Consider the following 15,794-nt stretch of genomic DNA (forward strand, 5'->3'; position numbering starts at 1 on the left):
GCATCATGGACAGCATCCTTCCCACCGACACCGTGCTTCACGCCGGAGAGGAACAGCGCGCCCTGTGGACCGCGTGGCGCCTCGCCCCCGACGATCCCGCCTACACCATGACCTACGCGGTGGAGCTGGCGCCCGGCACCGACCCGCAAACACTGGCCGCCGCCTTCGCCCAGGCGATCGCGGCGCATGAGGCGCTGTCCAGCCTCTACCGCGAGGACGAGACCGGCCGGCTGGTGATGGAACGACAGCCCGGCTTCCAGCCCGACGTCTCGGTCCACGCCGCAGGCCCGCTGAGCGATGCCGGGCGCCTCGACTGGCTGGAGCGCGAGGCCGACACGCCGCTGCCGCTCGACCGCGGCATCGCCTGCCGCGTGCGGCTGCTGGACGAGGAGGGAGGGCGGCTGCACCTGCTGGTCGCCATCCACCACATCGCCGGCGACTTCCTGTCCTTCGAGATTCTCTGCGAACAGGCTTTCACCCTTTACGAGGTGCTGTCGTCCGGCTCCGCGGTGCCCACCTTGGCGACCGGCCGCTACGGCGCATGGCTGGAGCGCCAGCGCAGCCTGCAAAGCGGTCCCGAAGCCGCCCGGCTGGAGTCCTTCTGGCGCGGGCGCACGGCCGACATCGCCCCGCCTCCGGATCTGCCCGCCGACCGGATGGATCGACCCGGCCGGCCTCAGGAGACCGATGTCCACCTCTCCCCGACGACGACCGCGAGGCTGCGCGCCACCGCCGGGCGTCTCGGGGTCGGGCTGTTCCCGCTGCTGGGCGCCGTCTTCCAGATCTTCCTGCACCGCTGGAGCGGCCAGGACCGCTTCACCATCGGCACGCCGGTGTCCGGCCGCCAGGGTGCCGCCGACCGCGCGATGATCGGCTACACCCTGAACGCGCTGCCCTGGTCCGCCGACCTGTCCGGTAACCCGACGGCAGCCGAGGTCGCGCGCACTGCCCAGCGCACGCTGATGGCGCTGCTGCGCCACCGCCGCCTGCCGCTGGCCCGCATCACCGCCCTGGCCGGAACCGGCGGCCCGCTGTTCCGCCACATGACGACCTATGTCCCGGTCGGCGAGCGCGCCGTCGTCTACCGCCATGTCCGGCGCGAGCTGTTCGCCCACCAGCGCGGTGCCGCCAACGCGCTGAACCTGCGCTGGGTGGACGGGGGCGACCGCCTGACCGGCCAGTGGCGCGCCGATCCGGCACTGTTCGGCGAAGAGACCTCGGCTCGCATGCGCCGCGGCTTCCTGGCTCTGCTGGAGCGCGTGCTGGAGGATCCGGACGCTCCGGTTTCGACATTGCAGGCGTCCGCCGACGAAGCCGACATTTCCTTGCGCGAGGCCCCAATTCTCCCTCTCCCACCCGGGGAGAGGGGATCTTCCCAAGGCGGGAATGGGCATCATTCCACCGCCCTCGCCCTGTTCGACTCCTCCGTCGCCCGCCACCCCCACCGCACCGCCGTCGAGGATGGCGACCAGTCCCTGACCTATGCGGACCTCGACACCGCCGCCGCACGGCTGGCCCGCCGGCTGCGTGCCGCCGGCGTGCGTCCCGGCGACCGCGTCGGGCTGTGGCTGCCGCGCGGCACGGCGCTGGCGGTCGGCATGATCGCGGCGTGGAAGGCCGGTGCGGCCTATCTCTGCCTCGACCCCGCCCTGCCCGATGCCCGCCTCGCCTTCCTGGCGAAGGACAGCGGCAGCCGCGCCATCGTCGGCGGCGGGACCGCTCCCGGCTGGTGCGGCGACGCCGCATGGCTCGACATCGACGCCCCCTCCGATGAGGCCGAACCGGACAGCCTCCCCACCGGCCCTGATCTGCCGGCCTACCTGATCTACACCTCCGGCTCCACCGGCACGCCCAAGGGCGTGGTCGTCACCCAGGGCAACCTCGCCCACTACGCCCAGGGCGTGCTGGCGGCGATGGAACTGCCGGAGGACGCCACCCTCGCCACGCTGGCCTCGGTCACCGCCGATCTCGGCTACACCGCATGGTTCGGCGCGTTGCTCGGCGGGCGGACGCTGCGGCTGGTCGCCCCGGCGCTGGCCGAGGATCCCGACGCGCTGGCCCGCCAGTTCGCCGCGCGGCCGGTCGACATGCTGAAGATCGTGCCGTCCCACCTCGCCGCCCTGATGGCCGTGCCCGACCCGGCCCGCCTGCTGCCGCGCCGCTGCCTCGTGCTCGGCGGCGAGGCGCTGGACGGCCGCTTCGTCGCGCATCTGCGAACCCTCGCCCCCGGCTGCCGCGTGCTGAACCATTACGGCCCGACCGAGACCACCGTCGGCTGCCTGACTGCCCCGGCCCCGCAGGACCCCGCCCAGCCGGTGCCCATCGGCACCCCGCTGCCCGGCCTTCGCGCCGCGGTGCTCGACCGCCATGGCGACCCGGTGCCGCTGGGCGTCGTCGGCGAGCTTGCCATCGGCGGCCCCACCGTCGCCGCCGGCTATCTCGGCCGCCCGGCCCTGACCGCCGAGCGCTTCGTGCCCGACCCGTGGGGCCGGGGCGGGCGTCTCTACCGCACCGGCGACCGCGTGCGCATGGCCGCCGACGGCATGATCGAGTTCCTCGGCCGCGCCGACGATCAGGTGAAGATCCGCGGCTTCCGAGTCGAGCTTGGCGAGGTCGATGCGTGGCTGCGCGCCCGGCCGGACGTCACCGAAGCGGTCACCGTCGCCCGCCCGTCCCTGACCGGCGACGGCCTGCGCCTTGCCGCCTTCGTCGCGCCGGAAACGGTGGACACCGACGCGCTGCGCACCTCCATGGCGGCGGCCCTGCCCGACGCCATGGTTCCCGCAGCCTTGCGCGCCCTGCCCGCCCTGCCCCGCCTGTCCAACGGTAAGATCGACCGCAAGTCCCTGCCCGACGATGAACCGGCCCAGGCCGTCACCGCCCCCGCTCCCCGCAGCCTGACCCCGGCCGAGGAAACGCTGGCGGCGATCTGGGCCGAGGTGCTCGGCCGCCCGTCTGTCGGGGTGGAGGAGGATTTCTTCGCCATCGGCGGCGATTCGATCCTGGCGCTCCAAGTCATCGCCAAGGCGCGGCCGAAGGGGCTGGCCCTGAAGCCGAAGCTGTTCTTCCAGAAGCGCACGGTTGCCGCCATCGCCGCGGCGCTGCCTGCCGCCAAACCCATCGCGGCGCCCGCCGAAAAGCGCATCGAGCCTTTCGCCCTCAGCGGACTCGACGCCGCGGCGCTGGCGGCCCTGCAAGCCGAACGTCCGACGCTGGAGGACGCCTATCCGCTGTCCTCGCTCCAGCAGGGGCTGCTGTTCCACGGCCTGATCGACCCCACCGGCGGCGCTTACGTCAACCAGCTGGCGGTCGAGGCGGACGGTCCCTTCGATCCGGACGGTTTCGCCGCCGCGTGGCAGGACACCGTCGCCGCCAACCCGATCCTGCGCACCGCCTTCCGCTGGGAGGGCACCGACCGCCCGCTGCAGCTGGTGGAGCGCGCCGCCACCCTGCCCGTCGCCCACCGCGACTGGAGCGACCTGACGGAAAACGCCCGCGACGCAGCCCTCGCGGCCTTCCTGGCGGAGGACCGGGCGCGCGGCTTTGCGCTGGACCGGGCGCCGCTGATGCGGCTGGCGCTGATCCGCTGCGCCGCCGGCCGCTGGCTGCTGCTGTGGAGCCGCCATCACCTGGTGGTCGATGGCTGGTGCTCCATCCTGCTGCTGGACGAGGTGCTGGAACGCTACCGCGCCCGTCTGGCCGGCGAGGCTCCCGTCCTGCCCGCTCGCCGCCCCTTCCGCGACCACATCGCCTGGACCCTGCGACAGGATTCCAGCCGGTCCGCCGCCTTCTGGCGCAGCGCCCTCGCCGGGGTGGAGGCCGCCACGCCGCTGCCCCTGCTGACCCCGGCACCGGAATCGGCTCCGGAAACCGGCAGCGCCATCCCGCTCAGCCGCGGCATCGTGCTGGACGAGGCGGAGACCGCCCGGCTGACCGCCGCCGCGCGCGGCCTGGGCGTCACACTGAACACGCTGGTGCAGGGCGCTTGGGGCCTCGTCCTGGCCGCCCGCGGGGCCCGCGACGACGTGCTGTTCGGCGTCACCTCCGCCGGCCGCCCGGCCGACCTCGACGGCGCCGAGTATATGCTGGGCGTTTTCATCAACACCCTGCCGCTGCGGGTGCACGCGCCCGGCCACCGGCGTCTCGGCGACTATCTGCGCGGCATCCAGGCCGACAACGCCGCGATGCGCGAGCATGAGCACAGCGCGCTGGCCGACATCCAGGCGCAGGCCGGGATCGGTCCGCTGTTCGACACGCTGCTGGTCTTCCAGAACCTGCCGATGCTGGAGGGCCGGCGCCGCCGGGTCGGCGCGCTCGAACTGCGCCAGCGCGCCAATGTCGAGCGCACCCATTACGGCCTGACGCTGGAGGTCTTCCCCGGCGAGACGCTGGGCGCCACCATCGACGCCGACGCCCGCCGCATCGACGCCGCATCGCTCACCCGCATCGCCGAGGGCTTCCGCGCCGCCCTGCTGTCGCTCGCCCGCGGCGCCGCCACCCCGCTGGCCGCCCTGCCGCGCATGGGCGAGGCGGAGGCGCAGGCCCTGCGCCGCTGGGCCGTCACCCCCGCCCCCTACAGCCTGTCGCCGGGCTGGGTCGAGCGGGTCGCCGCCCGCGTCGCCGCCCACCCCGACCGCATCGCCGCCCGTTGCGACGGCGCCACCCTGACCTATGGCGCACTTTGGCAGCGCTCGGAGCGGCTGGCCCGCGGCCTCGCCGCGGCCGGTGTCCGTCCCGACGAAGCCGTCGCCCTGCTCGCCCCGCGCGGGCTGGAGCTGCTCTGCCTGATGGTCGCGGTGCTGCGGGCCGGCGGCGCCTGGGTGCCGCTCGACCCCGGCCATCCGCCGGCCCGCTGGGCGCAGGTGATAGAGCAGGCCGGCACCCCGCTGCTGGTGCGCGATGCCGCCGTGCCTTGCGACATTCCCGCCCTCACCCCCGCCGACCTGCTGGCCCGCGCCGATGCCGGCAGCCTGCCCACACGGCCCGCCCGCGGCGACCAGCGCGCCTATGTGCTGTTCACCTCCGGCTCGACGGGCACGCCCAAGGGGGCGATGGTAACCCGCGACGGCATGCTGAACAACATGCTGGCGAAGCTCGACCCGCTCGGCCTGTCCGAGCATGACGTGATCGCCCAGACCGCCCCCGCCTGCTTCGACATCTCCGTCTGGCAGACGCTGACCGCCCCGCTGCTGGGTGCGGTGGTGGAGATCGTCCCCGATGCGGTGATGCGCGATCCCGACGCCCTGCTCGACCGGCTGGCGGCATCGGGCGTGACCCTGTTCGAGCCGGTGCCGTCGCTGATGCGCACCCTGGCGGAAACCCGCGGTGCGGACGGCCGCTCCCGCCCGCTGCCGGCCCTGCGCTGGGTGCTGCCGACGGGGGAGGCGCTGGGCGCGGCCGATGCCGCCGCGTGGTTCGATGCCTACCCCGACGTGCCGCTGATGAACGCCTACGGCCCGGCCGAATGCGCCGACGACGTGGCCTTCCATCCGCTGCACGCCGCCCCCGTCGCAGGCACCGCCGCCCCCATCGGCCGGCCGACGGCGGGGGCGGAGCTGCGCGTCGTCGATGGCGACCTCTCTCCCGTGCCGCTCGGCACGGTGGGGGAGATCGCCGTCGGCGGCGTCGGGGTCGGCCGCGGCTATCTCGGCGACCCGCGCCGCACCGCGGCGGCCTTCGTGCCCGATCCGGACGGCGCTCCGGGGTCGCGCCTCTACCGCACCGGCGATCTCGGCCGCTGGTCGGCCGACGGCGTCATCGAATGGGCCGGGCGCAGCGATTTCCAGATGAAGCTGCGCGGCTTCCGCATCGAGGCCGGCGAGGTCGAAGCGGCGCTGGAGCGCCACCCCGCCGTCCGCCGCGCCGCCGTCCACATCCGCGCCGACCATCTGACCGCCTGGTGGGAAACGTCGGACGAGACGGCCCCGCCGCCGGACCTCGCCGCCCACGCCGCGGCCCTGCTGCCGCCCTACATGGTGCCGACCCGCTGGGTCCGCATGGCCGTCTGGCCGCGCAACGCCAACGGCAAGCTCGACCGCAAGGCGCTGCCCGATCCGGAACAGCCCGCCGCAACGGTCGCCGAGCCACCCGCCACCGTGACCGAACGCCGTCTCGCCGCCCTGTGGCAGGAGTTGCTGCCCGGCGCCGGAATCGCCCGCGATGCCGATTTCTTCGCGCTTGGCGGCCATTCGCTGCTGGCCGCCCGACTGATCGCCCGGCTGCGCCGCGACGGCTGGCCCGGTCTGGCCCTGCGAACCGTCTTCGACACGCCGGTGCTGCGCGATCTGGCCGCCCGGCTCGATGCCCTGTCCCTGCCAGCCGGCGACGACACCCCGCCCTTGCTTCCTGTCGAGCGGCGGGAGGCGATGCCGCTCTCCCCCGCCCAACAGCGCCTGTGGCTGGTCGACCGGCTGTCCGGCGGCGGCAGCGCCTATGTGATGGCGGCCTCGTTGCTGCTGACCGGCGACCTCGACGGCGTGGCGCTGGAAACCGCGCTGAACGCCGTGGTCGCCCGGCACGAGGTGCTGCGCACCGCCTATCCCGAGCGCGATGAGGAGCCTGCCGCCGTCGCCGCTCCGGCGCTGTTCGTGCCGCTGCCGCTGGAGGATCTGTCCGGCCTGCCGCCCATGGAGCGGACGGCCTGCGCCCAGGCGCTGGCGGAGGAGGATGCCCGCACCCCCTTCGACCTCGCCGCCGGCCCTCTGCTGCGCGCCCGTCTGCTGCGGATGGAGCCCGGCAGCCACCGGCTGCTGTTCGCCATGCACCACATCGTCGCCGACGGCTGGTCGGTCGGCGTGCTGTGCCAGGACCTTGCCACCGCCTACCGCGCGGCGCTGGCCGGCCGGGCGCCGGACTGGACGCCGCTGCCGGTGCAGTATGCCGACTATGCGGTGTGGCAGCGCCGCCTGCTGTCGGGCGAACGCCTCGCGCAACTGACCGGCTTCTGGCGAGACCGCCTGTCCGGCGTGCCGACGGCGCTCGCCCTGCCGACCGACCGGCCGCGCCCGCCGGTCGCCGCTACCCAGGGTGGCAGCCTGCGCCTCGCCCTCGACCCCGCCCTGCTGGCGCGGGTGGAGGAATGGGCGCGCCGCCGCGGCGCCACCGCCTTCATGGCTCTGCTCGCCGCCTTCACCGCCATGCTGCATGCGGAGAGCGGCATGGACGATCTGCTGGTCGGCACCGACACTGCCGGGCGCCCCGACCGGGCGCTGGAGGGGCTGGTCGGCTTCTTCGTCAATGTCGTGCCGCTGCGCTCCCGGCTGGAGCCGGAGGACAGCTTCGACAGCCTGCTGGACCGCACCGGCCGCATGGCGCTCGACGCCTTCGACCATGACGCCCTGCCCTTCGACCGCATCGTCGAGGCGGTCGGCGTGCCACGCGACCGCAGCCGCAACCCGCTGGTCCAGGTGCTGTTCGTCCTCCAGAACGTCCCCGGCGGCCCTTTGGAATTGCCCGGCCTGACCGTCGGGCAATCCCCGCCAACCGACCGCCAGTCCAAGTTCGACATGGCCCTGTTCCTGGAGCCGGAGCGGACCGCCGACGGCCCGGCGCTCGCCGCCGACTGGGTGTTCGCCAGCGCCCTGTTCGACCCGGCCACCGTGCAGCGCTTCCACCGCAACTGGGTGGCGCTGCTGGAGCGCGCCGTCGCCGACCCGACCCAACCCATCCGTCCCAACACCCCCAAGATCGCTCCCCTTGCCGGTCAGGAGTTCCACCCCATGGACCAGATCCGGCGCGTCAGCGCCTCGCCCACCTCCGACGCTTCCGTCCGCCGCTCCTTCCCCATGCCGGGCTCCGAATTCCCGATCATGCTGGAGCCGATGGAATCCGGCCTCGACCCCACATCCTGGGCGCGCGACAACCGCGGCCAGATCGACGAGCTGCTGCTGCGTCATGGCGCCATCCTGTTCCGCGGCTTCGATCTGCCCGACCCGCAGAGCTTCGAAACCTTCGCCGAGGCGATGGAGCCGACCGGCCTGTTCGGTTCCTACGGCGACCTGCCGAAGAAGGAGGGCGGGCGCAACACCTACCGCTCCACGCCCTATCCGGAACGGCAGATGATCCTCTACCACAATGAGAGCAGCCATCTGGACCGCTGGCCGCGCAAGCAGTGGTTCTTTGCCGAGCAGGTGGCGCCGGTCGGCGGCTGCACCCCCATCGTCGATTGCCGCGAGATGCTGAAGCGGCTGCCGGCCGATCTGGTGGCGACGCTGGAGGCGCGCGGCCTGCTCTATGTCCGGACCTTCACGCCGCGGCTGGACGTCGGCTGGCGCGACTTCTTCAAGACCGACGACCGCGCGGCGGTGGCGGCGCGCTGTGCCGCCGGCGGCATCGACCTGCGCTGGCTCGACGACGAGACGCCGCAGACCCGCACCCGCGGCCCGGCGGTGATCCGCCACCCGCTGACCGGCGAGCGCAGCTTCTTCAACCAGTTGCAGCTCCATCACCCCGCCTGCCTGGAACCCGATCTGCGCGAGGATCTGCTGGACCTGGTCGGCGTCGACCGGCTGCCGCGCAACGTGCTGTTCGGCGACGGCGAGACCATTCCGGACGAGACCATGGCCCTGATCGGCGACGCCTACGAGGCCTGCGCCGTGCGGTTCCAGTGGCTTCGCGGCGACGCGGTGATGGTCGACAACATGCTGACCGCCCACGCCCGCGACCCGTTCGAGGGACCGCGCCGCATCGTCGTCGCCATGGGCGCGATGATCGAGCGGCAGGCTGTTACCGGCATCGAGGAGATGGCCTGATGAGCACTGAGATAACCGCCGGGACCACCATCCCCGCCCTGCTGTCCGCCCAGGCCGCCCGCAACCCCGACGCCCCGGCTCTGAAGGACGGCACGCGCACGCTCGGTTACGCCGCACTGGACGCGCTGGTCGAGCGGCTCGCCCGCCATCTGCGCCGCGACGGCGTCGGGACGGAACAGCGGGTGGCGCTGGCCCTGCCCCGTTCGGCCGAACTGGTCATCGCGCTCCACGCCGTGATGCGGACCGGCGGCGCCTATGTGCCGGTCGATCCCGCCTGGCCGGAAGCCCGTCGGGCCGCGGTCCTCGATGCCGCCCGGCCCTGCCGGCTGCTGACCGCCGCCGATGTCGCCACCTTGCTGGAGGAGCGGGCGCCGGACATCGCGCTGCCGCCCCCGGCGCCGCAGGACGCCGCCTATCTGCTGTTCACCTCCGGCTCGACCGGCACGCCGAAGGGCGTGGTGGTCGAGCATGCCCAGCTTGCCGCCTATGTGGCGGGCGTGACGGAGGCGCTCGGCCTGACCGCCTGCCGCCGCTTCGCCCTGACCTCCACCGTCGCCGCCGACCTCGGCAACACCACCCTATTCGGGGCGCTGGCGGCCGGCGGCTGCCTCGTGGTGGCGGACGAGGCGACGGTGACCGACGGCGCCGCCTTCGCCCGCTTCATTTGGGATGAGGCCATCGACTGCCTGAAGATCGTTCCCTCGCATCTGGCCGCCCTGATCGACCGGCCATCCCCGGTCCTTCCCGGCACCCTGATCCTTGGCGGCGAGCCCGCCGCCCGCCCGCTGCTGGAGGCGATCCGCTCCGCCGCACCGGCCTGCCGCATCTTCAACCATTACGGCCCGACCGAGACGACCGTCGGCGTGATGGTCCATGCCCTGGCCCCGGACGCGCCGCTGCCGGACCGGCTGCCGCTCGACCGCGTTCTGGCAGGAAGCAACGTCCGCCTGCTCGGGGAAGAGAGCGAACTGGTCATCGGCGGCGCGCAGGTCGCCCGTGGCTATCTCGACCGGCCGGACGATGCGGCCTTCTTCACCGACCCAGACGGCACCCGCTTCTACCGCACCGGCGACCGCGCCCGGCTGCTGCCCGGCGGCGGGCTGGAACTGATCGGCCGCATCGACGACCAGATCAAGATCCGCGGCTTCCGTGTCGAGCCGGCGGAGATCGAGGCCGCACTCCTCGCCCTGCCCGGTATCGCCCAGGCGGCGGTGAAGCTGGTGCGCACCGACCGGCTGGTCGCCTATGCGGTTGCCAATGCCGGCACCACCCCCGACCCGGCCGCCCTGCGGGAAGCCCTGCGCGCTCTCCTGCCCGACGCGATGGTTCCGGCGGAGATCGCCATCCTCGCCAGCCTGCCGAGGCTCGGCAACGGCAAGATCGACCGCGCCGCCCTGCCCGATCCCGCCGCAATTCCGGCCACCGCTTCGGCCGGCGTTTCGGGGCAGCCGGCCAACGACGCCGCCCCGCTGGAAACGCTGATCGCCGGACTGATCGCCACCCTGCTGGAGCGTGAGCGGGTCGCCGCGACCGACAACCTGTTCGATCTCGGCGGCCATTCGCTGCTGGTGATCAAGCTGGTGTCCCGTTTGCGCCGTCGCCTCGGGGTGGAGGTGCCGCCGGGCCTCGTCTTCGACCACCCGACCCCCGCCGCCCTCGCCCAGGCCCTGCGCGCCACGGAAGCCGAACCCGGCCAGCTCGACCGCGCCGCGGCTTAGGCATCCTCTCTCCCGTAGCCCCCTCTTCCCCCAGGAAGAGGGGGAAATTCTGCGTTCCCTCCCTTTCCAGAAACGGTACGCCTCCATGGCCGATACGCTCGCCCCCAGCCTGCATGACATCGCGCAGGGCTTCGCCCGGCTGCCGACGGACAGGCGGCGCGCCTTCCTCGATGCGCTGCGGGCGCGCGGCATCGCCTTTTCGCGGCTGCCGGTCCCCAAACGCCGGGGCGATGCGGCGGCTCCGGTGGCGGCGTCTCCCGCACAGCGCCGGCTGTGGACCCTGCACCGGCTCGACCCGGCCTCGGCCGCCTACCACATGCCGGGCGCGTTCCGGCTGACCGGCACGGTCGATTCCGCAGCCTTGGAGGCGGCGCTCAACGCGGTTTCGGCCCGCCATGAGATCCTGCGCACCGCCTACCGCGAGGATGGCGACGGCAAGCTGTGGGCGGTCCTGCTGCCGGACCGTCCCGTCCGCCTGAACCGCCACGACCTGACCGGCCGTCCGGACACGGCGCAAGACCTTGCCGAACGCCTTGCCGCCGCCCCCTTCGATCTGGAGCGCGCCCCCCCCTGGCGGGCCGACCTGCTGCGCCTCGCTGCCGACGAGCATTGGCTGCTGGTGACGCTGCACCACATCGCCGCAGACGGCGCCAGCATCGGCCTGCTGATGGCCGACCTCGCCGCCGCCTACAACACCGCCCGCCAGGGCCGCCCTCCCGCGTTGCCCGAACTGCCGGCGCAGCATGCCGACCTCGCCGTCTGGCAGGCGGCGTGGCTGGAGACCGGGGAGGCCGAGCGCCAGGCCGCCTTCTGGCGCGACACCCTGTCCGGCGCCCCCGCCCGCCTGACCCTGCCGGGCTTTGAGACGGAGAGCCGCCGCGACGGCAACAGCGACAGCGGCGGCGAGCGGACCGCCGTCCTGCCCCCCACCCTCTCCGCCACGCTGAAGGAACTGGCTGCCCGCGAAGGTTGCACCCCCTTCACCGTCCTGCTGGCCGCCTATGCCCTGCTTCTCGGCCGGATGAGCGGCCAGGACGAGCTGATCGTCGGCATCCCGGTCGCCGGCCGCCGCCAGCCGGAGGCCGAGCAGGCCATCGGCTGTTTCGTCAACACCCTCCCGCTGCGCCTGCGCCTCCCCCCCGCCCCGCCCTTCCGCGACTGGCTGCACGAGGCCGCCCGCGCCGTCACCGCCGCCCAGGACAACCAGGATCTCCCCCTCGACGCCATCCAGGAGACGGTGCGGGCGGAGCGCGGCGCCAATCCGCTGGTCCAGGTGATGTTCGACCACCGCCCGGCTCCGTTTGCCGCGGGCGGCCTCGACGGCCTGCGGGTGGAGCCGCTGGAGCTGCCGGTGCGCAGCGCCAAGTTCGACCTCGCGCTCGCCGGCACCGAGCGGCCCGACGGCACGATCCTCGTCCGCCTCGCCCACCGGGGGGAGGCCGCTCCGGCGGACCGCCTGCTGCGGCGCTGGCAGCGCCTGCTGACACAGATCGCAGCCTCCCCCGACCGCCCGCTCCGCGCCCTAGACATCCGCTGCGAGGATGATATCCAGGCCATCGCCGGCTGGTCCGTGGATCCCGACTGGACCGGTCCTACGCCCGATCCAGTGCCCGTCCTGCTCGCCCGCCTCGCCGCGGAGCGGCCGGACGCCCCGGCCATCCTGTTCGGTGACGACATCGTGACCCGCGGCGAGCTGGACCGCCGGGCCAACCGCCTCGCCAACCGGCTGGTCGCCCTCGGCGCCGGGCCGGAGCAGCGCGTCGGCGTCTGCCTGCCCCGCTCGCCCGACCTGGTCGTCTCCTTCCTGGCCGTGCTGAAATCGGGCGCCGCCTTCGTCCCGCTCGACCCCGCCCATCCCGCCGAGCGCTGGCAGGCGATCCGCGAGGCCGCCGGCCTGACCCTGCTGATCGCCGACAGCCCGCTCGACGGCGTGACCACCCTTCATCCCGGCGATGGAGCAGACGCCCCCGACCATGCGCCCGCGGTGACGATCCAGCCGCGAAGTCTCGCCTATGTCATCCATACCTCCGGCTCCACCGGCGCGCCGAAGGGGGTGGCGGTCGAGCATGGCCCGCTCGCCATGCATTGCGTCGCCACCGGCGCCGTCTACGACATGGGCCCGGACAGCCGCGAGCTGCATTTCCTGTCCTTTACCTTCGACGGCGCGCACGAGCGCTGGATGACCGCGCTGACGGCCGGCGGCGCCATCCTGCTGCGCGACGACAGTCTGTGGACGGCGGAGCAGACCTATGACGCCATCCGCCGCCACCGCCTGACCCATGCCGGCTTCCCGCCGAAATACCTCCAGCAGCTTGCCGCCTGGGCCGAGCAGCAGGGCGGCGAGCCGCCGCCGATGCAGCTCTATTCCTTCGGCGGGGAGGCGATGCCGCGCGCCGGGCTGGAGCGGCTGTTCCGCGCGCTGCGTCCCCGCCACGCCATCAACGGCTATGGCCCGACCGAGACCGTTGTGACGCCGCTGGTGTGGAAGAGCGAGGTGTGGAAGGGCGATGGCGCCGGCCTGCCCGACAGCGCCTACGTCCCCATCGGCCGTCCGGTCGGCGACCGCAGCGCCCATATCCTCGACGACGATCTCAACCCGCTGCCCATCGGCGTGACGGGGGAGCTGTGGATCGGCGGCAGCGGCCTTGCCCGCGGCTATCTCGGCCGCCCGGCGGCGACCGCCGAGCGCTTCATCCCAGACCCCTTCGGCCGTCCCGGTGCCCGCCTCTACCGCACCGGCGACCTCGCCCGCTGGAGGGAGGACGGCACCGTCGAGTTTCTCGGCCGCCGCGACCATCAGGTGAAGCTGCGCGGCTTCCGCATCGAGCTTGGCGAGATCGAGGCCCATCTGGCCGCCGAACCCGGCGTGCGCGAAGCCGTGGTGGTGGCACAGGAGACCGACGGCGTCACCCGCCTGATCGGCTATCTGGTCCCCACCCCCGGTGCCCATCCGAACCCTACCGCCGTCGGCGCGGCGCTGGCGGCAAGGCTGCCCGCCCACATGGTGCCCGCCCGGCTGATGGTGCTGGACGCCATCCCCGTCACCCCCACCGGGAAGCTCGACCGCGCAGCATTGCCCGTCCCGCGCTGGGAGGCCGCAGCGCAGGTCGCCCCATCCAACCCGGTCGAGGAGTTGCTGGTCCGGCTGTGGCGGGAGGCGCTGAACGCCGGGCGCATCGGCGTCACCGACAATTTCTTCGAGATCGGCGGCGATTCCATCATCGCACTCCAGATCGTCGCCCGCGCCCGCGCCGCCGGCCTGCGCATCACGCCGAAGCAGCTTCTGGAACGCCAGACCATCGCCGCCCTCGCCCTGGTGGCGGAAGAGGCCGCTCCCAGCGCTCCCACGGCCGAGGCCCCCGCCGGTCCGTCGCCGCTGGCGCCGATCCAGGCCTGGTTCTTCGACCAGCCGGTTCCCAACCGCGACCGCTGGAACCAGTCGGTGCTGCTGGCCGCGACCGTTCCGGTGGATGCCGCCCGGCTGGCGGGCGCGCTGGCCATGGTCGCCGGCCGTCACGATGCCCTGCGCCTTCGCTTTACGGCCGATGCCGGGGGCAACTGGACGCAGACCCACGACAACGGGCCGGCGACCATCCCGCTGGAGGAGGCGGACGCCGCCGACAATACCGCCCTCACCCGCCTGTGCGACGAGGCACAGGGCCGGCTGGACCTCGCCAGCGGCCCGCTGATGCGGGCGCTGCTGATCCGCAAGCCCGATGGCGAACAGCGCCTGTTCCTGGTCGCCCATCATCTGGTGGTGGACGGCGTGTCCTGGCGCATCCTGCTGGAGGATCTGGAGGCCGCCCTGCAAGGCCCCTGCATGCTCGACCGGCTTCCCGCCGCCGGAACGCCCTTCGCCCTGTGGGCGAGGCGTCTGGTGCAGGAGGTTCCCCGCTTCCTTGGCCAGATCGACCACTGGCGCTGCGCGCTCGACACGCCACCGCTGCCGGTCGAGGGGCCGCTGTCGCTCAACACCCGCCGCCATGCCGTCACCCGCAGCCTGCGGCTGGATCGCGCGCAGACCCGTGCCCTACTGACCGAGGCACCGGCCGCCTACCGCACCCGCATCGACACGCTGCTGCTGACCGCGTTCACCCGCGCCGTGCAGCGCCGCTGGCCGGCCGACGCCCTGACCGTCCATGTCGAGGGGCATGGCCGCGAAGGCCTGTTCCCCGACCTCGATGTCGGCCGCACCGTCGGCTGGTTCACCAGCGTCTATCCCGTCCGCCTCGCCCCGCCGCCCGGCTGGGACGGCGCCATCCGCCACGTCAAGGAGGCGTTGCGCGCGGTCCCCGACGGCGGCATCGGTTTCAACCTGCTGCGCCATCTGGGACCGCCGGAGGCCCGCACCGCGCTGTCCGGTCGCCCCATCGCCCTCTCCTTCAACTATCTGGGGCAGTTCGACGGCGCCGCCGCCGAGGCGCCCTGGCGTCCTGCCGCGGAGGAGTGCGGTGCCGGCACCGATCCCGACGCGCCGCTCGGCGCCCTGATCTCCATCGACGGGCAGGTGATGGCGGGGGAGTTGACACTACATGCCCGCGCCAGCGCCGCCCTGTTCGAGGACGGCGTCATCGCCGGCCTGATGGAGGATTTCCGCGCCGCCCTGGCGGAACTGACCGCCCATTGTGCCACGGTCCCGCCCGGTCAGGCGACGCCATCCGACTTCCCGCTGGTCAATCTGGACCAAGCGCAGATCGACGCGCTGCCCATCGCCGCCCCGGCAATCGCCGACATCCTGCCGGCGACGCCGATGCAGGCGGCGATGCTGCGCCACAGCGTCTCGACGCCGGCTTCCGACGCCTACATGGTGCAGGTGTGGGCGACCATCGACCGGCTCGATCCCGACCGGCTGGCGGCGGTCTGGCGGGAGACGATCGCCCGCCACGACATCCTGCGCGCCGCCTTCGCCGACCTGCCGCAGGCCGGCGGCAGCAAGCAGCCCCTGCTGGTCATCGCCAAACACGCCGACCTGCCCGTCACGCTGCTGGACGGACGCGACGCCAGCGATCCCGACGACGCCTGGGCTCGCCTGTGCGACGACGAATACCGCCGCCGCTTCGATGCCGCCCAAGCGCCGCTGATGCGGGTGACCCTGGTCCGCACCGGCCCGGCCACCCACCGCTTCCTGTGGACATGGCATCATGCGCTGCTCGACGGCTGGAGCATGTCGCGCCTGCTTGGCGACGTGCTGCGCCTCTATGATGGCGACAGCGTGCCGCCACCGCCGGTGCGGCTGCGCGATCTCGCCGCCTGGACCCAGGCCGCCGACAGCGCACGGGAACAGGCCACAGCACACTGGCGCACGCAGCTTGCCGCCCTGCCCGCC

3 protein-coding genes are annotated in these 15,794 nt (G+C 73.4%); all 3 read left to right on the forward strand.

What is annotated here, in order from left to right:
- The first annotated feature begins 5 nt into the window (after nucleotides 1–5).
- A complete protein-coding gene (locus tag GBZ48_RS11920; RefSeq protein ID WP_174471240.1) occupies nucleotides 6–8,750 on the forward strand; it encodes a non-ribosomal peptide synthetase in 8,745 nt (2,914 codons plus the stop codon).
- The gene (locus GBZ48_RS11925; RefSeq protein ID WP_174471241.1) at nucleotides 8,750–10,468 is read left to right on the forward strand and encodes a non-ribosomal peptide synthetase; all 1,719 of its coding nucleotides are present in this window, start codon (nucleotides 8,750–8,752) and stop codon (nucleotides 10,466–10,468) included. Before GBZ48_RS11920 ends, GBZ48_RS11925 begins: the two co-directional genes overlap by 1 nt.
- An 85-nt stretch (nucleotides 10,469–10,553) precedes the next feature.
- Nucleotides 10,554–15,794, forward strand: a 5,241-nt coding sequence (locus GBZ48_RS11930) for a non-ribosomal peptide synthetase (protein ID WP_174471242.1), incomplete at its 3' end; no start/stop codon positions are given.

The organism is Azospirillum melinis (assembly GCF_013340935.1).
GTDB lineage: Bacteria > Pseudomonadota > Alphaproteobacteria > Azospirillales > Azospirillaceae > Azospirillum > Azospirillum melinis.